The following is a 21,814-nucleotide window of genomic DNA, read 5'->3' as shown; positions in this document are numbered from 1 at the left end:
TCACGAGCGCAATCTACGCCGGGTCACCGACAATTCCTCGAGCCCGTTGCCAGCCGTCGCACACCGATCACACAGCCGAATATGTGATGATCGGGAGATGAAGATCCGCAAGGCTGTCATTCCGGCGGCGGGAATCGGCTCCCGGCTGCTTCCGCTGACCAAGGCGACGCCGAAGGAGATGCTGCCGGTCGGGGACAAACCGGTCATCGAGCACACCGTGCGTGAGTTGGTGGCCTCCGGGATCACCGACATCACCATCGTCGTGAGCAGCGGCAAGTCGTTGATCCAGGATCACTTCCGGCCCAATCCGGCACTGGTCGCGCAGCTGCGCGCCGACGGCAAGTCCGCCTACGCCGACGCCGTGGAGGAGGTCGGCGAGCTCTCCCGCGAGGGCCACATCACCTACCTCGACCAGCACGGCCCGTACGGCAACGGCACGCCGGTGCTCAACGCCGCACGTCATCTGGGCGACGAGCCGATGCTGGTGCTGTGGCCCGACGACGTGTTCGTCGCCGAGGTACCGCGCGCTCAGCAGCTGATCACCGCCTACGAATCCACCGGATGCCCGGTGTTGGCGCTGCTGCCGATGTCGCCGGGTGAATCGCAGCGCTACGGCGTGCCCGTGGTGCGTGAGGACCTCGACGACGGACTGCTGCGCATCTCCGGCCTGATGGAGAAGCCCAAGCCCGAAGACGCGCCGTCGGCCTTCGCCGCGATCGGTGGCTACGTGGTGACGCCGGGCATCATCGACGAGCTGCGCATCCAGACCGAGAACTGGTACACCCACCAGACCGGCGAGGTGTACCTGACCGACGCGATCAACAACTACGCCGCCGAGCACGCGGTGTACGGCCAGGTCATCCAGGGCCGCTGGTACGACACCGGCAACCCGGCCGACTACCTGGTGGCCCAGTTCGCCTCGGCACTGGCCCATCCCGAATACGGCCCGCTGTTGCGTCAGCTGGTGGACGAGAACTAGAACCGGCGAATCGCGAAGATATCGAATTCGCGCAACGGGTGCAGGCCGACCGGGACGCCCCAGTCATGGGCATCGAGCAGCTGGCCCAGGCCCGCGTAGATGCCGACGTGGGAGCCGTCGCCGTTGAGGATGACGACATCGCCGGGTGCCAGGCCGCCGAAGGTCACCGGAAGGCCGACCTTCGCCTGCTCCCACGTGGTGCGCGGCAAGGTGACGCCGACCTGCCGGAATGCCCATTGCACCAGCGCCGAGCAGTCCCAGGAATGCGGTCCCATGGCACCCCACTCGTAGGGTTTGCCGAGCTGGGTCATGGCGGCGGTGAGTGCGCCGATGCCGGTGGCGCTGGGCAGCGGAATCATGCCGGAGCCGCTGGAACTCCCCGACGAGGAACCTGACGTCCCCGAGCCCGACGAGCTGCCCGGCTGCGACCACACGGGCCCAGCGAGGACCATGGTGGTGGTGACGGTGGCGACGAAGCCGAAGGCCAACCGTCCCAGGAGTTTTCGCTTCATGTGCGCGCCCTTCCTCACGGCCGGGAGCTGAGCTTCCGGCTGGTCGGCTATCGGGCGGCATCGCCTGATCCGGGTGGGCCACCCACTGATCCGGTGTCGCGCCGGGATGTCGCCATCATCGGCGCGGCACCGTTTCCACAGGACAAACGTCACGAGCAGTCACTGTCGCCTCAGCGGTTCCATGCGCATCAGCAGTAACGTCACAATTCTGCACGACTGTGCGGCCACTCGGCGACTTCTGCCGGTCGTGACGGCGTGGCCACGAGGTTGCCGGGCCGACGGTCGGGTCGAAGCCGAGTCGTGGGCGTATCCGGTGAGTCGCCCCGGTCTCGCGTGATCAGCCGATGAGTTTCAGCGCCGCCTCGATGCCGGCGCGCACGGTGTCTGTGTCGCCTACGCCGCCGCTGATGGTGACGCCGTCGCGGGTGAGCAGCAGGGCGCGGGCCGCGTCGCCGGGGGCGGAGTGACCGCCGGCGCGCAGGTGTTCGGCCATGAGTTCACGGAACCAGGTGCGGTAGTCGTCGACGACGCGGCGGACCGGGTGCGCCGGGTCGGTGAATTCGACGGCGGCGTTGAGGAACGGGCAGCCGCGGAAGCCGGGGCCGCAGCTGATGTCACGGAGCGCGTCGAAGGTGGTGGCGATCGCGGCGAAGCCTTCGCCCTCGACCGATTCCAGCGCCTCGCGCTGGCGCGCGTATTCGCGCTGCAAATAGGCGACTACCAGGTCATCTTTGCTCTTGAAGTGCCGGTAGAACGTGGCCTTGGCGATACCGGCCTCGGCGATGATCCGGTCGATGCCCACCGTGTGGACACCCTCGGCATAGAACAACCGGGTTGCCGTATCGAGCAGACGTTCACGAGCCGCACTCATCGCCTGACCTGTGTCCTTTCCGGGATTCAGCGCTTTCCCTTGACGATACCAGACAGGTCTGTCTACTCTGAGATCACAAGCGAACAGACAAGTCTGTCTAGGAGGACACCATGGCATCCATCTACACCGCAGTAGCCACCTCGGTCGGCCGCGACGGCCGTTCCTACAGCGACGACGGCGTGCTCGATCTGACGCTCGCCCGCCCCAAGGCGATGGGCGGCGACGGCGCGGGCACCAACCCGGAGCAACTCTTCGCGGCGGGCTATTCGGCCTGTTTCGCCAGTGCGCTGCAGTTGGTCTCCAAGCGGATGAAGCTGGACGCCGACGACGCGTCGGTAACCGCCGAAGTCGGCCTGAACCCCCTCGACGGCGGCCGGTTCGGACTCTCGGTCGTGCTGCGGGTGGAACTGCCCGAGCACCTGCACAACGAGCAGGGGCAGCAGCTCATCGAGGCGACCCACCAGGTGTGCCCGTACTCCAACGCCACCCGGGGCAACATCCCGGTGGAACTGGTCGTCGAGTAACCGCATTCACGCGAAAAAGGGCGGGACCAGCTGGTCCCGCCCTTTTTCGTGTCCCGACGTACTAGACCTTCGCGACCGATACCTTCACGCCGCCCGTGATCTCGGCGGCATCGGCACCGGCGTCACCGAAAGTCAGTGTGGTGGCGAGGATTTCCCCGGCGATCAGGTCCCGGTGGGTCGCGGCCCACTCGGCCCGCTCCGCGGGCACGTCCAGCACCACACTGATCCGGTCGGACACCTCCAGACCCTGCGACTTGCGGGTTTCCTGCAGGTCGCGGATCAGGTCGCGGGCCCAGCCCTCGGCCTCGAGCTCCTCGGTGACCACCGAGTTCAGCACCACCAGGCCGGCATTGCCGGGCAGGGCGGCAGTGAACTCGGGTTCGGCGGCCACCAGACGCTGGGTGTACTCCTCGGGCAGCAGGGTGATCCCGGCGGCGGTGACGACACCGTCGGCGGACTCGCTCCACTCCCCCGCCTTCACGGCCTTGATCACCGTCTGGACCTGCTTGCCGATGCGCGGTCCCGCGGCGCGCGCGTTCACGACCAGCTCGAACCGGCCGTGCGCGGAGACGTCGGTGGTCAGGTCGACCTTCTTGACGTTGACCTCGTCGGCGATCAGCTCGGTGAACGGCGCGAGCCGCTCGGCATCGGCCGCGGCGATGGTGACCTCGGCCAGGGGCAGCCGCACCCGCAGGTTCTGCGCCTTGCGCAGGCTCAGCACCGTCGAGCACACCACCCGCACCTCGTCCATGGCGGCGACGAGTTCGGGATCGTGCGGCAGCTCGGTCTCGGTCGGCCAGTCGGTGAGGTGCACCGAACGCTCGCCGGTGAGCCCCCGCCAGATCACCTCGGTGATCAGCGGCAGCAGCGGCGCGGCGAGCCGGGTGACCACTTCCAGCACCGTGTGCAGGGTGTCGACCGCGTCGCGATCCTCGGACCAGAACCGCGAACGCGACCGGCGCACATACCAATTGGTGAGCGCGTCGGCGAACCCACGCAACTCGTCGGCGGCACCGGCGATGTCGTAGGTTTCCAGGGCCTCGGTGACCACGTCGCGGGTGACCGCGAGTTTGGCGAGGATGTAGCGATCGAGCACGTTCGGTGAATCCGTGCGCCACACACCGGGCTTCGAGGCGTAGAGCTGCAGGAAGGTCCACGCGTTCCACAGCGGCCGCATCGCATGGCTCACGCCCTCGCGGATGCCACGCTCGGTGACGATGAGATTGCCGCCACGCAGGATGGGCGAGCTCATCAGGAACCAGCGCATGGCGTCGGAACCGTCGCGGTCGAAGACCTCGTTGACGTCGGGGTAGTTGCCCTTCGACTTCGACATCTTGAGGCCGTCCTCACCGAGCACGATGCCGTGCGCGGCCACGGTTTTGAACGACGGCGAGTCGAACAGCGCGGTGGAGAGCACGTGCAGGGTGTAGAACCAGCCGCGCGTCTGCCCGTTGTACTCGACGATGAAATCGCCGGGGAAGTGGCTGTCGAACCACTCCTTGTTCTCGAACGGGTAGTGCACCTGGGCGTAGGGCATCGAGCCCGACTCGAACCAGCAGTCGAGCACCTCGGGGACCCGGCGCATCGTCGAATTCCCGGTCGGGTCATCGGGATTGGGCCGGGTGAGATCGTCGATGTGCGGGCGGTGCAGGTCGGTGGGGCGCACGCCGAAGTCGGCCTCGAGCTGGTCCAGCGAACCGTAGACGTCCACGCGCGGGTAGGCCGGATCGTCGGAGACCCAGACCGGGATCGGGCTGCCCCAGTAGCGGTTTCGGCTGATGTTCCAGTCGCGCGCACCTTCGAGCCACTTACCGAACTGTCCGTCGCGGATGTGCTCGGGCACCCAGCTGATCTGCTGGTTCAGCTCCACCATCCGGTCGCGGAACTTGGTGACCGCGACGAACCAGGACGGCACGGCCATATAGATCAGCGGCTGACCGGAGCGCCAGCTGTGCGGGTACGAGTGCTCGATCGTCTCGTGCCGCAACAGCTTTCCGGCGGCCTTGAGATCCTTGATGATCACCGGGTTGGCGTCGAAGACCATCAGACCCTCGTACGGCGGCACCATCGAGGTGAACTTGCCCGCCGGGTCGAGTGGCTGGACGATCTCGATGCCGTTGGCCGTGGCCACGTCCATGTCCTCTTCACCGAAAGCCGGTGCGAGGTGGACGATTCCGGTGCCGGAGTCGGTGGTGACGTAGTCGGCGGTGAGCACGCGGTGCGAGTTCGGGTGGCCGACGAAGAAGTCGAACGGCGGGGCGTAGGACAGATCGGCCAGCGCCGCGCCGTCGTACTCGCCGAGCACCTCCGGCTCCTCGCCCAGTTCGCGGCTGTAGTGCGACAGACGCTCGGCGGCGAGCAGGTAGCGCTTGTCGTCGGCGCCGCGCACGTGCACATAGCGCACGTCGGGGTGCACCGCGATCGCGAGGTTGGACGGGAGGGTCCACGGCGTGGTGGTCCAGATCAGCGCGTTCGCGCCGTCCAGCGCGGCGAAGGGGTGCTCGGCGGGGACGGACAGGCGCATGTCGACGGTGACCGCGGGGTCCTGACGCATCTTGTACGCGTCGTCGAGGCGGGTCTCCTGGTTCGACAGCGGCGTCTGCTCGTACCAGCTGTAGGGCAGCACGCGGAAGCCCTGGTAGATCAGGCCCTTCTCGTGCAGCGACTTGAACGCCCACATGACCGACTCCATGAAGTCGAGGTCGAGGGTCTTGTAGTCGTTGTCGAAGTCGACCCAGCGGGCCTGGCGGGTGACGTAGTCGCGCCACTCACCGGTGTAGCGCAGCACCGACGACTTACAGGCGGCGTTGAACTCGGCCAGCCCCATCTCGTCGATCTGGGCCTTGTCGGTGATGCCGAGCTGCTTCTCGGCTTCGATCTCGGCGGGCAGACCGTGGGTGTCCCAGCCGAAGCGGCGGTCGACCTTCTTGCCGCGCATGGTCTGGAAGCGCGGGATCAGGTCCTTGACGTAGCCGGTCAGCAGGTGGCCGTAGTGCGGCAGACCGTTGGCGAACGGCGGACCGTCGTAGAAGACGAACTCACCCTCACCGTCGCGGTTGTCGATGCTGGCGCGGAAGGTGTCGTCGCGGGCCCAGTAGTCGAGCACCTGGGTTTCGAGCTCCGGGAACGTCGCGCCCGACGCCGCGCCGAAATCGACCCGGGGGTATGCGCTACCGGTAGTTGTCTCGTCCGCCATCGCGGATTGCTCCTCGTGCCGCCGCGCCGTGAGCGCGGAATGTGGGCACGGGGACGATGTCGGCGCCGGTGCGCCGTACCGCGGTACCACCCCGTTTGCCTGATCCACTCCCTGCGAAGGGTTCAGGCCTCTCGTTGTGTGAGCTGTGACGGGCTCACCCGTTCGGTTCTACTGAGCGCTGACGCGCCGTTCTTCCGAAGGCTCCCCGGTGATAGCCGGATCAGCGCCATGTGTAGTTCGATTCTAACCGGGTGCGTCCAGTGGATATTCCGCGCCGCTCAGTTCCGCCGGGCGTGTCGGCCGGGTGAGGCCGGTTCGCTCTCGGGTTTTCGGGTGGCCAGCGCGCTCACGAGCAAACTCGCGGCACCGACTACGCAGATCAGAATGCACCCCCACGCCCACACCACCGAACCGGTGGCGAGCGCTGCGACGAGCAGTCCGAAGCCGATCGCCGCTAGAACAAGCGTCAAGACGAGCATGGTGACTCCCAAGCCAACCGAGCAGCCCGACGATAACTGGGCATTCCCGAATCACGCGACGCGCTGCGTCGCGCGACTCGGGAACCAGTTTACTTGCCGCCCTTGGCGAAGGAAGCCGGAGCCAGACTGTTGGCCGAACCGTTGGTTTCGCCCGCGAACTCGCCGCCGTCGACCGGCACGGCCGACCCACGGTTCTCGAGCTCTTCCAGCTGCGATTCCAGGTAGGACTTCAGGCGCACGCGGTACTCGCGCTCGAAGGTCTTCAGCTGCTCGATGCGGCTTTCCAGCACCGTGCGCTGCTGAGTGATCGTGGCCATGATCTCGGCGTGCTGACGCTCGGCGTCGGCGGTGAGCGCCTCCGCCTTGTCCTTGGCTTGCCGGATCTGGGTGTCGGAGCGGTTCTGCGCGTCGGCCAGCATCGCGTCGGACTTCTGACGCGCGTCGGCGATCATCGCTTCCGAACGGGTGCGAGCGTCGCCGACCAGTCGCTCGGAGTTTGCTCGCGCGTTCGAGAGCAGACCCTCGGCCTCGGTCTTGGCGTCGGTGGTGAGGCGGTCGGCCATCTCCTGCGCCAGGGTGAGCACCTTCGCGGCCTGCATGTTCGCGTCCGGGCCGTTGTTCTGCGCCGGCGCCGCGACGGGCATCGGGGCGGGCGGCGCGACGGGAACCGGCTGCGGAACAGGTTCCGGCGCGGGAGGAGGTGCCTGCTGTACGGGCGCCTTCGCGGCGCTGACCGGGGCAGGACCACGGTTCTTCTTGGCGTCGGCCAGCTCGGTGTCGAGTTCGGCGACCCGCTGACGCAGGTCGGCGTTCTCCTCGATCAGGCGCGAAAGCTCCTGTTCGACGAGATCCAGGAAGGCATCGACCTCGTCCTCGTTGTAGCCGCGCTTACCGATCGGCGGTTTGCTGAACGCGACGTTGTGCACATCGGCAGGAGTCAGCGGCATCGAAGGATCCCTTCACGCGTCTTTTGGAGAACTAGCAAGCGGTCTTCTCGATTCATTGTGTCACACGGAGGTCACGGGCTGACCGAGCCTACCCACGATCGACATCAGGATGAAGACGAGGAAGAGCAGGACCATTATCGAAAGATCGAGACGAATCCCCCCGAGATTCACAGGAGGTATCAACCGCCTCAGCAGTTTCACCGGGGGGTCGGTAACGGTGAAGATCACCTCGAGGACGATCACCACCACACCGGTCGGGCGCCAGTCGCGCGCGAAACTGCGAATGAACTCCACGATCACCCGACTGATGAGCAACAGCCAGAAGATGAAAAGCACGAGGTACAGAACCGCGAACAGGGCCACGGCTTCACTCTGCCGCAAAATCGGCATGGTGCAAAATGGCCGCGCCGCGCAGTGCGCGGGCGGCCATCTCGGTATCCGGTGTGTGTTCTCTATTTCTGGTTGTAGAAGCCGTTTTCGGCGATGCGGCGGCGTTCTTCCGCTGATACGTCGACATCGGCCGGTGAGAGCAGGAACACCTTCGTCGCCACCTTGTCGAACGAACCACGCAGCGCGAAAGCGAGTCCGGCCGCGAAATCGACCAGCCTTTTGGCATCGGCATTGCTCAGGTCGACCAGGTCCATGATGACCGGATTCCCTTCGCGGAACCGTTCACCGATGATCCTGGCCTCGCTGTAATCGCGCGGACGCAGCGTGGTGATCTTGGACAAGGGACCTCCGTCCTCGAAGATCCCAGGACGCCGCGCGGGTGCGGGCTCGGGGCGCAAGCGCTCCTCCAGCCTGCGCTCCTCGGCGTCGGGATCGACCGCGAGCGCACCACGAGTGGAGCCGCGCATACCGCGTGCGACACCGCCTGCCCGGAAGGACCGGCCCGACGACGGCGCCGTTTCGATCCTGGTGGGGCGACGCGGCGTCTCGTAGCGATCGTCGGCGTAGGTGTCGGCGACATAGTCGTCGCGACGCGCCTGATAGGCCGACTTGTACGCCGGCTGCGGGAAGTCGTCGGCCTCGTCCTCGAAACGGTCGGCGCCGTAGCGGTCTTCGGCATAACGGTCGTAGCTGCGCGGACGAACGCGGCCAGCGCGCTCCTCGACGCCGCGAGGGGCATGATCGTCGACGTAGTCGTCTTCGTACTCATCGAGCGGAACCATGCCGAAGTACGCCTTGAACTTATGCAGGGTACTCATCTGGTCGACCTTCCTTCGGCCCCGGTGGCGGCCGGGTGTTGAAGTTCTTGCTCAGCGCCTCTTCAGCCCAATCGTATGTGTCGAATGTGACTGGTGAGGTTTCTTTGCTACGCCGAGGTTATCGGTCGCGCGCCCATCAGGGCGGTTCCGACACGCACGCACGTCGAACCGTGTTCGACCGCAATCTCCAAATCACCCGACATACCTGCAGAAAGTTCGGTGGCTTCGGCGTGTTGCGCGAGCAGCGAAGTGTGCAATGTCGCAAGATTCGCAAACGACACATCACTCGGGGCGTCAAGGGGCGGAATCGCCATCAGACCGGCCAGATGCAGTCCGGGCGCCTTCGCTACCAGGTCGGCCAGGGCGAGCAGATCGGCCGGTGCGACACCCCCGCGTCCGGGATCGGCGTCCAGGCTCACCTGCAGCAGCACCCGCAGCGGCGCGATACGCTCGCCGGCTGCGAGTGCGTCCTGCGCCGCCCGGTCCAGGGCATTTGCCAGACGTTCGCTGTCGACCGAGGCCACGGTGTGTGCCCAGCGCGCGACCGAGCGCGCCTTGTTGCGTTGTAAACGACCGATCATGTGCCATTCGACATCGTCGTAGGCCAGCTGGTCGACCTTCGCCGAGGCTTCCTGCTCGCGCGACTCGCCGAATTCGCGCCGTCCGAGGGCGTACAGGATGGCCACATCGGTGGCGGGGAAGAACTTCGTCACCGGGAGCAGACGGACCGAGCCCGCCGGGCGCCGGGCGGCGTCGACGGCGGCGTCGACGCGCGCGAGCAGCCCGTCGAGGCGGGCCGAGAGCTCCGCGGTGCGGTCCGTCGCGGTTTCGGTCGTCATGCGGCGGGATCCATCCAGATCACGCCGGCGATGCGGCCGGTGGGGGCGCCGCGGCGGTGGCTGAACAGGGTTTTGTCCTCGATGGTGCAGCGGGGGTCTACGGCGATTCCGGCGACACCCGCCTCGGTGAGCTGTCGGCGGATGCCCGCGCGCAGGTCGAGACCGGGAGTTTTCCGAACGGTCGTGGTCGCGCTGCCGGGCAGGTGGGCTTCCACGTCGGCGCGCATCGCGGCGGGGACCTCGTACTGACGACCCGAGGCGGCGGGGCCGAGGAAGGCGCCGATGCGGTCGACACGGGCGCCGACCGACACCATCGCGTCCAGGACGCGCGGCACGATGCCGATCCGGGCGCCGATGCGGCCCGCGTGCACGGCGGCGATGACGCCGGCCTCGTCGTCGGAGAGCAGGATCGGCACGCAGTCGGCGGTGAGTACCACCAGCGCCAGTCCCGGCACGGTCGTGACCAGCGCGTCGGTCACCGGCACCGGTTCGGCGCGCGGCCCGTCGACGATCTCGACAGTGCGCCCGTGGACCTGCTCCATCCACACCAGCCGGTCGGGAGTGAGGCCGATGCCCTCGGCCAGCCGAATCCTGTTACGGCGCACAGCTTCCGGATCGTCACCGACGTGGTCACCCAGGTTGAACGAGTCGTAGGGCGCGGCGGAGAAGCCACCGGCGCGGGTGGTGGTCACCCGGCGAACGGTCACGGTAGGAGGTGCGGAAGTCATGTGTTCGAGCGTAGTGCGGTCACCGGGTCGGGCGGTCATCGCGCGCAGTGACGTCGGTCAAGCCCGAAACGACTGGGCCGACAGGTGCTCGACCTCACCGAACGGACCGGCGCCGTCGACCGCCACGGCGATCACCGCGCGCCCGGTCACCCGGCGGACTCCGCGATGTCGAGCTCGCCGAGCTTGCGCGCGATGCCCGCGCGGCCGGCCAGTCCCAGTTTGCGCAGTACTCGGCTGAGATGGTCCTCGACGGTGCGGGGGCTGAGGCAGAGGTGCTCGGCGATGGCCTTGTTGGTGTGGCCGTTGGCGGCCAGCTCGGCGACTTCGCGTTCGCGCCGGGTCAGTGCGGCCGGGGGACCGACACGCTGGGCACCTGCGAGACGACGTTGTTCGGTGGTCACCTCGTCGAGCAGACGGGTGGCACCGGTGGCGAGAAAGACAGCGCGTGCGGAGGCGAATCGACTGGTCGCGCGACCGAAATCACCACATCTGCCCGCGATGACACCGGCGATCAACTCGGCCTGTGCCCGGTTCACCACCATTCCGGCACGCGCGAACGCCGCGACCGCTGCCTCGGCAGCCGCTGCCGCGACGGCCACCTCGCCCGTGGCCGCGGAGTACTCGGCCCGCGCCAGCGCGGCCGCACCCACCTGACTGCCGAGGTCCCCGCTCGGGGTGATCCGCACGGTCGCGACGGAATGCTCGCCGAGGTGGACGGCGTGACTCGTCGCCGCGGCGGCCGCTTCGGCACGAGCGACCAGGTCGGCGGCGGCGGCGAGGTCGCCGGCGGCTATCGCGGCGCGGGCGGCCCGGGACAGGTGTGTCGGCGTGAGCGGGCCGGGTCGGCCGTTCTGGGGTGGGGGTGCGCAGGCGGGCAGGTCCAGGGTTCGGCCGACTTCGGTGAGGGTTGTCTCCACCACCTGGCGCCACCAGCGCACGGTGGGGCGTGTGAGCGCGGAAACGATGTGCCACTGGGTGGTTACCGCCGCCGGCGGGGCGCTCAGTTGGAGAGTGCGCAGTTTCAGCGCGCCTGCGAAGGAGACCAGGTCGGGATAGCCGAAGGTGGTCGCCGCGTCGGTGGCTTCATCGGCGGCGGCGATGGCGTCGTGGAGACGGCCGAGTTTGGCCAGCGAGTAGGCGCGAACCGTGTGGAGTTCGGCGAGAGCGTAGGTGCGGCCGAAGCGGCGGCTCACCGCGATCGCACGGTCCAGGTGGTGCAGGCCGTCGGCATCGCGGTCGAGGAAGTAGGCGCACCAGCCGAACGCGGGGGCGGCGTGGACCACCTCACGCAGGACTGTGTCGGTGAGCAGGCCGAACGCTCGGCCACAGGGGTCGTAGAGCTGGGCGGCCTCGGCGATGCGCGCGTCGGCCAGGAGACCGAGACAGCGCAAGGCTGTCGCGGCGGCGCGAACGGCCGGGTCGTCGATGGCGTCGGAGTCGAACAACGCGGTGAGGCGGGCCTGGCCTTCGGAGTCCTGGCGATCCTGCATTTCCAGGATCGCGAGTTCCAGTTGCACGGGTCCGTCGCCGGGGCGGCGAGGCAGCGTCGCACCGTGCGCCAGCAGCGTGCGCGCCTGGTCGACGCGACCGAGCATGCGCGCGCAACGGGCTGACAGCAGCAGCGCCTCCAGCTGGTGCCGACCCGCGGTGGCGGCAGCCGGTTCGAGGGTCTCCACCGCTCGCGCGGCCGCGCCGGACAGCAATTGCGCCCGGCCCAGTGCCAGGGCGGCGGCGAGTGGGTCGTCGGTCGCGGGCGCGATCCGCGCGGCGGCCGAAAGCCAGCGGGCGCTCGCCGCCGGGGCGTCGGCGAGCACCTGTGCGGCGGCCAGTCGCAGTTCCGCGCCCGCGATCTCGTCGGCGCCGAGGAGCGTGTGCTCGAGATGACGCGCGCGCGAGGGCATCGACGCGCCACGTGCGCGCAGTGCGAGCGCGGCCCTGCGGTGCGCCAGCGCTCGCCAGCCCTGGCCGGACAGCCGGTAGGCGGCCGTGCGAATCAGCGGATGCGCGAACGTCACCGCGCCGTCACCGATGCTGACCACTCCGCGCCGAACCAGCCCGTCTACCGCCGCGGCCACGGCGCCCTCCGCGAGATCGGCTGTCGAGCACAATAATTCGAGGTCAGGGGGCAGTCCACACACCGCGATGGCCTGCGCTACCAGCCGCTCGGTATCCGGAAGCTGGGCCAGTTCGGCGCGGATCGTCCGGTCCAGCGCCGCGAAATCGTTCGACGCGGGGTCGGGTTCCTCCCCCTGCAATGCCCGATCCAATTCGCGGTCGGGCAGATCGGCGAGCAGCGTCAGGTACAGCGGGTTGCCCTGGGACGCGGCGAACAATCTGGCCCGCCGACCCGGGTCCTCCCCCGGCAGCAACCCGTCGACATCGGCCTCGGTGAACGGTGGAACCCGCACGTGCACTGTCCGCACCCGCGGCGCGCGGACCGATCGGGCGATCGACGGTGGGCAACCGCCGTCGCGGAAGCAGAGCAGCAGGCGGAATCCCCGCGCGGGGCGGTTCCGGATCAGAAAGGCGAGCAGCCGCACCGATTCCAGGTCTGCCCACTGCGCGTCGTCGACGACGAGCAGGGTCTCGACCGCGCCGAGCGCACGCCGCACATGGCGAACCAGATCGGCCGGGTCGCGTGAATCCGGCGTCACTCCCGAGGTCTTGGGTGCCGCCGCGGACGCATCACCCGCGCCCTCACCCAGCTGCTCGACGATGTCATCGGCGAGATAGTGCGGCTGCGACTGGGCGTCCTCGGCGCTGGTGACCACCAGGACCCGGCAGCGGGCCGCGCCGACGAACTCGGCGATCAAGCGGGACTTGCCGATTCCGGCCGGTCCGTCGACCAGCAGCAACCAGGGCGCGTCCGGGCCGGTGAAAGTCGTGGTCAGCGCGGCGAGTTCGGCGGCACGGCCGACGAATGCGCGTTCGAACATGACACTCCGTACCTCACTGGCGAGATCGGCCGTGGACGGCCGGATCAGAGCATAACGGTGCCACCGCGGCGAAATTACCGTGGTTTCCCGGATGCTCGCCGGCGCCGGGTGAGGTTGGGTGATCGGGGCCTACACCGCCGAAGGGTCCGCGGTGAGGTTCTGCAGAAAGAAGGTTCGCATGACGTTCACCGGCAAGGGAATGGTTTCGCGGTTCTCGCTCGCACTGCTGGCGGTCGCGGCACTCGGTGCCGCGAGTTGCTCGGCCGTGGACAAGGTCACCGAGGTCGCCAAGGACGCGAGCAAGTCCGACACCGCCCGCTCGAAGGTCGGTGAGTGCATCAACGTGATCTCGGCGTCGGTGATCGACTCCAAGACCGAGCCGGTCCCGTGCTCGGCCGAGAACGCCGTCTACCAGGTCGTGCAGGTCCACGACAAGAAGGTCGAGTGCCACGAGGACTACACCTCCTACGAGGAGACCTTCGGCAGCGGCGGCACGGTCGCGTTCCTCTGTCTGGCCCCGAACTTCAAGGAGGGCAGCTGCTACAACGAGGGCATGATGACCGGCTACAAGTTCGTGCCGTGCACCGCGTCCGACGCCAGCTTCAAGGTCGTCACCCGCGTCGACGGTCAGGTCGACGAGCAGCTGTGCGGCGAGGACGCCGACCAAGTGCTCGTGGTCAATGATCCGAAGATCACTTACTGCCTCGGCAGCGCCAAGGGCTGATCCCCGCCCAGCACGCGAAAGCGCCCGAACTCGACAGGAGTTCGGGCGCTTTTCGTGTCTGCGAACGCTTATCGACGCATGAAGTCCGGGACGTTGATCTCGTCGTCGTCGTCACCTTCGCGCACTTCCGGGTTGTTGACCTGGTTCATCGCGCGCTCGGTGACCCGCTGACGCTCCGACTCCCGGTACCGCTCGGTATCGCGGTAGTTCGGCGCGGCGGCCCGGCCACCGGACACCCCGGCCGTGGCGGGCTCGGTGGGACGCGACGGCGCCTCCGACGGACGTCCCTGGCCGATCTCGCCCGCGCGGCCGGAACCGATGGGGTTCACCCCGGTCCGGCTGGTCGTGACCGCGCTGGGCTCCGAACTCCGCCGAGACGGGCCGCCACCGTCGAATCCCGCGGCGATGACGGTGACTCGCACCTCGTCGCCGAGCGAATCGTCGATGACCGTACCGAAGATGATGTTGGCCTCGATGTGGGCCGCCTCCTGCACCAGCGAAGCCGCCTCGTTGATCTCGAACAGCCCGAGGTCGGAACCGCCCGCGATCGAGAGCAGCACGCCGTGCGCGCCGTCCATGGAGGCTTCGAGCAACGGCGAGTTGATCGCCGTCTCGGCCGCCTTCACCGAACGTCCCTCGCCCCGCGCCGAGCCGATGCCCATGAGTGCCGATCCGGCACCCGACATCACGCTCTTGACGTCGGCGAAGTCGACGTTGATCAGGCCCGGGGTGGTGATCAGGTCGGTAATACCCTGAACACCGTTGAGTAGCACCTCATCCGCGGAGCGGAAGGCGTCCATCAGACTCACCGCGGCGTCGCCCAGCTGCAGCAGCCGGTCGTTCGGAATGACGATGAGGGTGTCGCACGACTCGCGAAGCAGGTTGATCCCTACCTCGGCCTGGTTCCCGCGCCGTTTTCCTTCGAAGGAGAACGGCCGGGTGACGACCCCTATAGTCAGGGCGCCCAACTTGCGGGCGATGCTGGCGACGACGGGGGCGCCACCGGTACCGGTGCCACCACCCTCGCCCGCCGTGACGAAGACCATGTCGGCGCCCTTGAGCACCTCTTCGATCTCGTCCTTGTGGTCCTCTGCGGCCTTGCGGCCGACTTCCGGATCGGCTCCGGCACCGAGGCCTCGGGTGAGCTCACGACCGACATCGAGTTTGACGTCGGCATCGCTCATCAGCAGGGCTTGCGCGTCGGTATTGACCGCGATGAACTCGACTCCCTTGAGTCCCTGTTCGATCATTCGGTTGACGGCGTTCACGCCGCCGCCGCCGATACCGACGACCTTGATCACTGCAAGGTAGTTGTGCGGGGGCGTCATGGGCTCTCGCCTTCCTTCGATCTTAAACCCTCAACCTCAACCATAGGGTTGGCGTTATGTCAAGTATCCGACTGCTGCGGAACGCTATTCGCAGCCACTGCGATCCCGGCGCAGGCGCGCCGAGATGAGAGCCAGAATCTTGTGCCACAAAGAATGTCGCTCACTTTACCGTGACCAGATTCGGACTCGAAACGTCGAACACGGTCCCCTCACGGGTCAGTAGTGGCAACACGACAGCAGCTTTGCGCTCACCGTCGCCCGTGCCGCCCCACACTACCTTCCTGCCATCGCGAAGGCTCAGCGAGACGTCCGAAATCGACCGTGCGACAACCTCGCCCACCTGCACCGACAAGGCGGGTGGCAGGGTGACCAGCACATCCACCGCGGCCCTGGCCGCCGCGGGCCCGGTGAACGAGCCCTCGGTGAGCAGTTTCGGGACTCCGATGGGTGATTCGGGCTCGATCGCGAATTCGACGCTCTCGGCGTCGACCAGATGGGCGCCGTCCGGCGCGTCGAAGTACACCACCGGTGTTCGCTCCACGACGGTGACCAGCACTGTCGAGGGGAATTTACGCTGCACCCGGACCGAACGCACCTTCGGGATCGCGGCGACGCGCTGGGCGATCGCGGTGGTATCGATCCGTAACATCGAACGCCCGTCCGGAATTTCGAGCCGACCACGCACGTCGGCCTCCGGTACCGCCGACAGCCCGTCGACGCGCACCGTGCGCACCGACAACGCCGGTGTGAACCAGGCCAGCACCACCAGCAGGCTCACCACGACCACCCCGACCACCGTCCAGAGACGGTAGCCGTGCCACCCGCGCGCGGCGGGCATCGGCAATCTCACCGGCCGCCCTGCTGCGGCCTGGCCCGCAGGCCGTCGAGGATCTGGCTGCCGAGCATCGTCACATCGCCCGCGCCCATGGTGATCACGACGTCACCGTCGCCCGCCAGCGCGGCGACTTGCTTGCCGACCTTGGACATATCCGGCTGGTAGTGCACGGGTGTGGTCACCGACTGGGCGACCAGCGCGCCGTTGACGCCGGGCAACGGGTCTTCCCTCGCGCCGTAGACGTCGAGAACGACCACCTCGTCGGCCAGGCTCAACGCGGTGCCGAACTCCGTGGCGAAAGTGGCGGTGCGGCTGTACAGATGCGGCTGGAACACCACGATCACCCGGCCACGCTGCAGGCGAGCGCCGTCCCGCGCTTCCTGGGCGACCAGTTGCGCGGCGGCCTCCAGCACCGCACGGACCTCGGTGGGGTGATGGGCGTAATCGTCGAAGACGCGCACCCCGTTCTCCCGGCCGGTGAACTGGAACCGGCGATGCACGCCGCCGAATCCCTCCAGACCCTGCACGATCTCGTCGATGTCGGCGCCGGTGGCACGGGCGGCGAGCAGCGCGGCCAGCGCGTTGAGGGCCATGTGCCTGCCGGGCACCGACAGGCGCAACGACCGCGGGATGGTCTCGCCGTCGAGCTGGAACTCCACGATGCCGCCGACATCGCGCGGCTGCCAGTCGAGCAGCCGCGCGCCGACGGGCACGGGCGCGTCATCGAGATCGCCCGATCCGTAACCGAGGACCTCGATCCCGCGTTCGGCCATGCGCGGCGCGACGCGCTGGGCCAAGGCGAGCGAACCGGGATCGTCGAGACACACCACCAGCAGGCCGCCGGGGGCCAGCCGGTCGGCGAAGTCGTCGAAGACCTGGATGTAGGCCTCGTCGGTGCCGAAGTAGTCCAGATGGTCGGATTCGATATTGGTGACCACCGCGACGTCCGGGTCGTATTGCAGCAGTGAGCCGTCGGACTCGTCGGCTTCGGCGACGAAGATGTCACCGCTGCCGTGGTGGGCGTTGGTGCCCGCCTCGTTGAGCTCACCACCGACCGCGAACGACGGGTCGGCGCCGCAGTGCTGCAGCGTGACGATCAGCATCGAGGTGGTCGAGGTCTTGCCGTGGGTGCCCGAGACCAGCAGGGTCCTGTGCCCGCGCATCAGCGCGGCGAGCACGGTCGGGCGCATCAGCACGGGGATGTCGCGCCGATTCGCCTCGACCAGTTCGGGGTTGGTCTTCGGAATGGCGGCGTAGGTGGTGACCACGACCGTCGGGCCGCCGGGCAGCAGGTCGAGCGCGTCGGCGGCGTGCCCGATGCGCACCTCGGCGCCACGGGCCCGCAGCGACAGCACCCCACGGCTCTCGCGGGCATCGGAGCCGGAGACCTTGCCGCCGCGCGAGAGCAGGATGCGCGCGATACCGGACATGCCCGCACCACCGATGCCGACCATGTGCACGCGTTCGAGTTCGGGTGGCAGGGCCGCGCCCGCGGACTCCCCGATCTGCTGGTCCGGCTCGCTCATCGGGCGACCTCGGTGACGATCCTGGCCACCGTGTCGGCAGCGTCGCGATGGCCTGCGCCTGCGGCGGCGCGGCTCATCTGCGCGAGTCGAGCGGGGTCGAGCAGCAGCGGAATCACCTCATCGATCACGTATTTCGGGGTCAGCTCGGCGTCGGCCACAATTGTGCCACCACCTTGCGCGACCACTGGTCGGGCGTTGAATTCCTGTTCACCGTTGCCGTGCGGCAGCGGCACGTAGAAGGCGGGCAGGCCGACCGCCGACACCTCGGCCACGGTCATCGCACCGGATCGGCACACCACCGCGTCGGCGGCGGCGTAGGCCAGGTCCATCCGCGACAGGTAGGGCACCGCCACATAGGGGGCGGGCGCGTCGGCGGTGCTCACCTCGACGCTGTTCTTGGGGCCGTGCGCGTGCAGCACCGAGACGCCCGCGGCCGCGAGTTGCGGTGCGGCGCCGGAGACGGCCTCGTTGAGGCTGCGCGCGCCCTGCGAACCACCGAACACCAGCAGCACCGGCCCCTCCGAGGGCAGGCCGAAGTGCGCGCGAGCTTCGGCGCGCAACGCGGCACGGTCGAGTCCGGTGATGGACGCACGCACCGGAATGCCGACGACCTGCGCGCCCGCCAGCCCCGAATCCGGAACAGCGGCGAGCACTTTCGCGGCGAGTTTCGCGCCGACCTTGTTGGCGACGCCGGCCTTCGCGTTGGCCTCGTGCACGATCACCGGTACCTTGCGCTTGCGACCGAACAGCCCGCCGCGCGCGGCGAGATACGCGGGCAGCGCGACGTAGCCGCCGAACCCGATGATCACGTCGGCCTGCACGTCGTCGATCACCGCCCTGGTGGCCTTGACCGAGGCGAGTACCCGGCCGGGCAGCCGCAGCAGGTCGGCGGAGGGCTTGCGCGGCAACGGCACCGGCGGGATCAGCTCCAGGGGGTACCCGCGTTCGGGCACCAGTTTCGTCTCGAGTCCACGCTCGGTACCCAAGGCGGTCACCCGGATCGAGTCGTCGAGTCTGCGCAGCGCGTCGGCGACAGCCAGCGCGGGTTCGATGTGGCCTGCGGTTCCTCCGCCTGCGACGATCACCGACAACCCGGATCGCGGGTTACTCACCTGGATCTACCTCGTTCTCTCTGTATCGAATTCGATCTCGCGAAAGCCTGCGTGGTCATGCTCCGCCGCCTCCGCCGGTCCGCCGTTTCACCGGGCGGTGTGGCATCGGGTAGGTCGGCTCCCACGCTCTTGTCGACCGTAGCGAACTCGTGCCGCGGCTTTCCGGCACCCGTCGCCTGCGGTCGGCGGGCGGCTGGCGGCGAGGGGCCTGACGTGGTCGTTCGGTTCGGGCGCGCGGCGCCACTTTGCGCGGCGCCGGCGGGGTGTACACCTCGGGCACCGGTAGTCGGAGCAGCCTGCTGAGCCTGCCGTCCTGACCTGCCTTCAACGCCGACACCGCTTCGGGTTCGTGCCGGGCGGCGCTGGCGATGATGCCGAACATGAACAGCGTGATCGCCAGCGACGAACCACCGGCCGAGACGAGCGGCAACTGCAGACCGGTCACCGGCAGCAGCCCGACGACATAGCCGATGTTGATCAGCGCCTGCGCGGTGATCCAGGTGGTGGCGGTAGCGGTGAGCAGGCGCAGGAACGGGTCGACCGAGCGCAGTGCGATGCGGATACCCGCGTAGACGAACAGGGCGAGCAGCGCCAAGACCAGCATGCAGCCCAGGAAGCCGAGTTCCTCGCCGATGATGGCGAAGATGAAGTCGTTGTGCGAGTTGGGCAGGTAGCTCCACTTCGCGCGGCTCTGCCCGAGGCCGCGGCCCCAGATACCGCCGTCGGCGAGGGAGTACTTGGCTTGACGCGCCTGGTAGTTGACCCCCTGCGGATCGTCACCGGGATTGAAGAACGCGCGCACACGGTCGGAGCGGTACCCGGCCGACAGTGCCAGCACGGAAGCGGCGACCAGACCGGTCACCATGATCCCGACGAACAGTCGCGCCGGCAGCCCGCCGAACCACAGCAGCGCCATCAGCACGATGCCGAGGGCGATGGTGGTCGACAGGTTCGGCTCGAGCACCACCAGCAGGCACACCAGCAGACCCGCGGGCACCAGCGGCACCAGGATGTCCTTGAGCTGGGCGCCCCGGCGCGAGGCGAGCAGGTGCGCACCCCACACGATCAGGGTCACCTTGACGACTTCGGAGGGCTGGATCGACAGCGGGCCGATGTCGAACCAGCGGCGCGCGCCGCCGTGGATCGCGCCGATGCCCGGGATGAGCACCAGCACCAACGCGAGCACCGAGATGCTGAAGATCGGGAACGACCACTGGCGCAGGAACCGCAGCGGCAACCGCAACGCCACATAGAAGGCGATGGCACCGAGCCCGGCGAACATGGCCTGCTGGATGAACAACGCGTAGGCCGAACCACCACCGGCGTAGGCCTCGACGCTCGACGCCGACAGCACCATCACCAGACCCAGCACGGTGAGCAGGGTCGCGATGGTGACGATCAGATGGAACGACGCGAGCGGCCGGGCCAACCACGCACCGAAGCGCTCCCCCGCCCAATTCGGCTGCCCCGAACTCTTGCGGCGAGTACTCGCGCCCGCCTGGCCCTTACCGACCCGGCTGTCGTCCACGCTGCCCCGGCTCTTAACCACGCTGCCCCCTCTTGGGCGGTGACTGCTCGGCCGGGCGCGCCTTCGTCACAGCGCCCGCCCGATGTCACCATCTTCCAGTGCCGTCACCGCATCCACGAAACAGCGTCCGCGATGGGTGTAGTCGTCGTACATGTCGAGGGAAGCGGCCGCGGGTGCGAGCAGGACAGTGTCTCCGGCGCGAGCCAGACCCGCCGCGGCGCGCACCGCGCGGCCCATGACCGCCTCGGCTCGCTGCGATCTCGACGACTCCATGTCTGCATCGTCTCCCGCATCCAGCTCGATGACCGGGACTTCGGGTGCGTGTCGCGTCATCGCGGCGGCGATCACCGGCGCGTCGGCCCCGAACAGCACCGCGCCGACCAGCCGGTCACCGATCTCTTCGATCAGATCGTCGACACTTGCGCCCTTGAGCAGACCGCCCGCTACCCAGACCACCTGCGGGTGCGCCATGATCGCGGCGCGCGCGGCGTGCGGGTTGGTGGCCTTGGAGTCGTCGATGAACTCCACACCGCCGAGTTCGCGCACGAACGCGGTGCGGTGCGGGCCCACCTTGTGTTCGGCGAGGCCTTCCTTGACGAACTGCGGCGCCACGTCGATGGCCCTGGTCAGCGCGGACGCGGCCAGCGCGTCGGCGATGCCCGCGGGTCCCGGCGGGCTGATGTCGCTGGTCTCGGCGAGGATCGCGGCCTTGGTGAAGGCGCGGTCGAGGAGTTTGCCGTCGACCACACCCAGCTCACCGTCGGCGGGGACACCGATCCGGAAGCCGACGGTGCGCCGCGCCTTGGCCTTGCGGGCCAGTGCGCCCGCGACCGGGTCGTCGAGGCCGACGACACCGACGCGACCGGTCAGCGCGCGGGCCTTCGCCGCGGCGTAGGCATCGAGACCGCCGTGCCAGTCCAGGTGATCCTCGGCGACATTGAGCACGACGCCTGCCTCGGGTCGCACCGACGGCGCCCAGTGCAGCTGGAACGAGGACAGCTCGACGGCGAGAACCTGCGGGCCGGGGTTGCGGCGCAGTGCGTCCAGGATCGGCAGGCCGATATTGCCGCAGGCCACGCTGGAGATGCCGGCGGCGCGCAGGATCGAATGCGTCATCTGGGTGGTGGTGGTCTTGCCGTTGGTGCCGGTGATCACCAGCCATTTGCGGACCGGCCCGTAGATGCGGGCCTGATCGACCCACCAGGCGAATTCGACGTCGCCCCAGACGGGCACGCCCTCGGTGACCGCCGAGACCAGCACCGGCGAATCCGGTCGCCAGCCCGGGCTGGTGATCACGAGCGCGAACCGGCTCAGGTCGGCGCCTTCGAGTTCGACGCTGGTGGCGATCTCGAGGCCGAGTTCGGCGGCCTCGGCGAGCGCCTTCGCGCCGTTGTCGGTGACCACGGGGTGGGCGCCGATATCGCGCAGCGGTTCGATCAGCGAGCGCCCGGAGACGCCCCAACCGGCGACGAGAACGTCGCGGCCACGCAGGAATTCGAGCATCGGGCCCGGGGAACGCAGGGCGCGGGGCGAGTGTTCGAC

Annotated in this window: 19 protein-coding genes; 3 read left to right on the top strand and 16 right to left on the bottom strand. The window is 68.4% G+C overall.

The window, feature by feature from the left end; genetic code table 11:
• Positions 1-97: 97 nt before the first annotated feature.
• Positions 98-979, top strand: a complete 882-nt coding sequence (locus ACWDXS_RS31670) for a UTP--glucose-1-phosphate uridylyltransferase (protein WP_056816413.1) — start codon at positions 98-100, stop codon at positions 977-979.
• Here ACWDXS_RS31670 and ACWDXS_RS31665 read toward each other — a convergent pair.
• Positions 976-1,491 carry an NlpC/P60 family protein gene (locus tag ACWDXS_RS31665; protein WP_378992606.1) on the bottom strand — a complete coding sequence of 172 codons (516 nt, stop codon included), beginning with the start codon at positions 1,489-1,491 and terminating at the stop codon, positions 976-978. The two genes, ACWDXS_RS31670 and ACWDXS_RS31665, sit on opposite strands and share 4 nt — an antisense overlap.
• Before the next feature lie 337 nt (positions 1,492-1,828).
• Positions 1,829-2,362: a TetR/AcrR family transcriptional regulator gene (locus tag ACWDXS_RS31660; protein ID WP_378992604.1), complete on the bottom strand. Its 534-nt coding sequence runs from the start codon at positions 2,360-2,362 to the stop codon at positions 1,829-1,831.
• Between the two features lie 110 nt (positions 2,363-2,472).
• On the opposite strand from ACWDXS_RS31660, the gene ACWDXS_RS31655 reads away from it, so the two are divergent.
• Positions 2,473-2,886 carry an organic hydroperoxide resistance protein gene (locus ACWDXS_RS31655; protein ID WP_378992602.1) on the top strand — a complete coding sequence of 138 codons (414 nt, stop codon included), beginning with the start codon at positions 2,473-2,475 and terminating at the stop codon, positions 2,884-2,886.
• Positions 2,887-2,947: 61 nt separating this feature from the next.
• Here the strand turns inward: ACWDXS_RS31655 and ileS are convergent, their stop codons facing one another.
• The 8 genes from ileS to ACWDXS_RS31615 form a co-directional block, all read right to left on the bottom strand.
• On the bottom strand, positions 2,948-6,082 hold the full coding sequence (gene ileS / locus ACWDXS_RS31650) for an isoleucine--tRNA ligase (protein ID WP_379312909.1): 3,135 nt from the start codon (positions 6,080-6,082) through the stop codon (positions 2,948-2,950).
• A gap of 278 nt (positions 6,083-6,360) precedes the next feature.
• Complete coding sequence (locus tag ACWDXS_RS31645; RefSeq protein ID WP_378636709.1) at positions 6,361-6,561, bottom strand: hypothetical protein; 201 nt, start codon at positions 6,559-6,561, stop codon at positions 6,361-6,363.
• Between the two features lie 89 nt (positions 6,562-6,650).
• Positions 6,651-7,508 (bottom strand): DivIVA-like cell division protein Wag31, encoded by an 858-nt coding sequence (wag31, locus tag ACWDXS_RS31640; protein WP_378992599.1) that lies wholly within the window; start codon positions 7,506-7,508, stop codon positions 6,651-6,653.
• Between the two features lie 60 nt (positions 7,509-7,568).
• Positions 7,569-7,871: a YggT family protein gene (locus tag ACWDXS_RS31635; RefSeq protein WP_056816435.1), complete on the bottom strand. Its 303-nt coding sequence runs from the start codon at positions 7,869-7,871 to the stop codon at positions 7,569-7,571.
• A gap of 89 nt (positions 7,872-7,960) precedes the next feature.
• Positions 7,961-8,716, bottom strand: a complete 756-nt coding sequence (locus ACWDXS_RS31630) for a cell division protein SepF (protein ID WP_449971387.1) — start codon at positions 8,714-8,716, stop codon at positions 7,961-7,963.
• A gap of 107 nt (positions 8,717-8,823) precedes the next feature.
• The gene (locus ACWDXS_RS31625) at positions 8,824-9,555 is read right to left on the bottom strand and encodes a YggS family pyridoxal phosphate-dependent enzyme (protein WP_379315101.1); all 732 of its coding nucleotides are present in this window, start codon (positions 9,553-9,555) and stop codon (positions 8,824-8,826) included.
• Complete coding sequence (gene pgeF, locus ACWDXS_RS31620) at positions 9,552-10,283, bottom strand: peptidoglycan editing factor PgeF (protein WP_378992596.1); 732 nt, start codon at positions 10,281-10,283, stop codon at positions 9,552-9,554. The genes ACWDXS_RS31625 and pgeF overlap by 4 nt, the downstream gene beginning before the upstream one ends.
• A 146-nt stretch (positions 10,284-10,429) precedes the next feature.
• A complete protein-coding gene (locus ACWDXS_RS31615) occupies positions 10,430-13,219 on the bottom strand; it encodes an AAA family ATPase (RefSeq protein WP_449971383.1) in 2,790 nt (929 codons plus the stop codon).
• Positions 13,220-13,397: 178 nt separating this feature from the next.
• Here ACWDXS_RS31615 and ACWDXS_RS31610 point away from each other — a divergent pair, with 178 nt between their 5' ends.
• The gene (locus ACWDXS_RS31610; protein WP_378636696.1) at positions 13,398-13,943 is read left to right on the top strand and encodes an LppU/SCO3897 family protein; all 546 of its coding nucleotides are present in this window, start codon (positions 13,398-13,400) and stop codon (positions 13,941-13,943) included.
• Between the two features lie 68 nt (positions 13,944-14,011).
• Here the strand turns inward: ACWDXS_RS31610 and ftsZ are convergent, their stop codons facing one another.
• From ftsZ to murD, 6 genes are all read right to left on the bottom strand, one after another.
• A complete protein-coding gene (gene ftsZ / locus ACWDXS_RS31605; protein ID WP_378992594.1) occupies positions 14,012-15,271 on the bottom strand; it encodes a cell division protein FtsZ in 1,260 nt (419 codons plus the stop codon).
• Positions 15,272-15,431: 160 nt separating this feature from the next.
• Positions 15,432-16,109 carry a cell division protein FtsQ/DivIB gene (locus tag ACWDXS_RS31600; RefSeq protein ID WP_378992686.1) on the bottom strand — a complete coding sequence of 226 codons (678 nt, stop codon included), beginning with the start codon at positions 16,107-16,109 and terminating at the stop codon, positions 15,432-15,434.
• Positions 16,110-16,117: 8 nt separating this feature from the next.
• Positions 16,118-17,632: a UDP-N-acetylmuramate--L-alanine ligase gene (gene murC / locus ACWDXS_RS31595; protein WP_378636691.1), complete on the bottom strand. Its 1,515-nt coding sequence runs from the start codon at positions 17,630-17,632 to the stop codon at positions 16,118-16,120.
• Positions 17,629-18,744, bottom strand: coding sequence for an undecaprenyldiphospho-muramoylpentapeptide beta-N-acetylglucosaminyltransferase (murG, locus tag ACWDXS_RS31590; protein ID WP_449971378.1), 1,116 nt, complete (start codon positions 18,742-18,744; stop codon positions 17,629-17,631). The genes murC and murG overlap by 4 nt, the downstream gene beginning before the upstream one ends.
• 55 nt (positions 18,745-18,799) lie before the next feature.
• Positions 18,800-20,293: a putative lipid II flippase FtsW gene (gene ftsW, locus ACWDXS_RS31585; protein ID WP_387447609.1), complete on the bottom strand. Its 1,494-nt coding sequence runs from the start codon at positions 20,291-20,293 to the stop codon at positions 18,800-18,802.
• 45 nt (positions 20,294-20,338) lie between these two features.
• On the bottom strand, positions 20,339-21,775 hold the full coding sequence (murD, locus tag ACWDXS_RS31580; protein WP_378992683.1) for a UDP-N-acetylmuramoyl-L-alanine--D-glutamate ligase: 1,437 nt from the start codon (positions 21,773-21,775) through the stop codon (positions 20,339-20,341).
• Positions 21,776-21,814: the final 39 nt, after the last annotated feature.

Source organism: Nocardia sp. NPDC003183 (genome assembly GCF_053590715.1).
This window is presented reverse-complemented; position numbering and strand designations above follow the sequence as displayed.

Bases quoted from the DNA above. Each gene is read 5' to 3' on its own strand.
- ACWDXS_RS31610 (WP_378636696.1), top strand. From the start codon at position 13,398: ATGACGTTCACCGGCAAGGGAATGGTTTCGCGGTTCTCGCTCGCACTG.
- ACWDXS_RS31645 (WP_378636709.1), bottom strand. From the start codon at position 6,561: ATGCTCGTCTTGACGCTTGTTCTAGCGGCGATCGGCTTCGGACTGCTC.
- ACWDXS_RS31625 (WP_379315101.1), bottom strand. From the start codon at position 9,555: ATGACGACCGAAACCGCGACGGACCGCACCGCGGAGCTCTCGGCCCGC.
- ftsZ (WP_378992594.1), bottom strand. From the start codon at position 15,271: ATGACGCCCCCGCACAACTACCTTGCAGTGATCAAGGTCGTCGGTATC.
- pgeF (WP_378992596.1), bottom strand. From the start codon at position 10,283: ATGACTTCCGCACCTCCTACCGTGACCGTTCGCCGGGTGACCACCACC.
- ACWDXS_RS31670 (WP_056816413.1), top strand. From the start codon at position 98: ATGAAGATCCGCAAGGCTGTCATTCCGGCGGCGGGAATCGGCTCCCGG.
- ACWDXS_RS31665 (WP_378992606.1), bottom strand. From the start codon at position 1,491: ATGAAGCGAAAACTCCTGGGACGGTTGGCCTTCGGCTTCGTCGCCACC.
- ACWDXS_RS31630 (WP_449971387.1), bottom strand. From the start codon at position 8,716: ATGAGTACCCTGCATAAGTTCAAGGCGTACTTCGGCATGGTTCCGCTC.
- murD (WP_378992683.1), bottom strand. From the start codon at position 21,775: ATGCTCGAATTCCTGCGTGGCCGCGACGTTCTCGTCGCCGGTTGGGGC.
- ileS (WP_379312909.1), bottom strand. From the start codon at position 6,082: ATGGCGGACGAGACAACTACCGGTAGCGCATACCCCCGGGTCGATTTC.
- ACWDXS_RS31655 (WP_378992602.1), top strand. From the start codon at position 2,473: ATGGCATCCATCTACACCGCAGTAGCCACCTCGGTCGGCCGCGACGGC.
- ACWDXS_RS31615 (WP_449971383.1), bottom strand. From the start codon at position 13,219: ATGTTCGAACGCGCATTCGTCGGCCGTGCCGCCGAACTCGCCGCGCTG.
- murC (WP_378636691.1), bottom strand. From the start codon at position 17,632: ATGAGCGAGCCGGACCAGCAGATCGGGGAGTCCGCGGGCGCGGCCCTG.
- ACWDXS_RS31660 (WP_378992604.1), bottom strand. From the start codon at position 2,362: ATGAGTGCGGCTCGTGAACGTCTGCTCGATACGGCAACCCGGTTGTTC.
- ACWDXS_RS31600 (WP_378992686.1), bottom strand. From the start codon at position 16,109: ATGCCCGCCGCGCGCGGGTGGCACGGCTACCGTCTCTGGACGGTGGTC.
- wag31 (WP_378992599.1), bottom strand. From the start codon at position 7,508: ATGCCGCTGACTCCTGCCGATGTGCACAACGTCGCGTTCAGCAAACCG.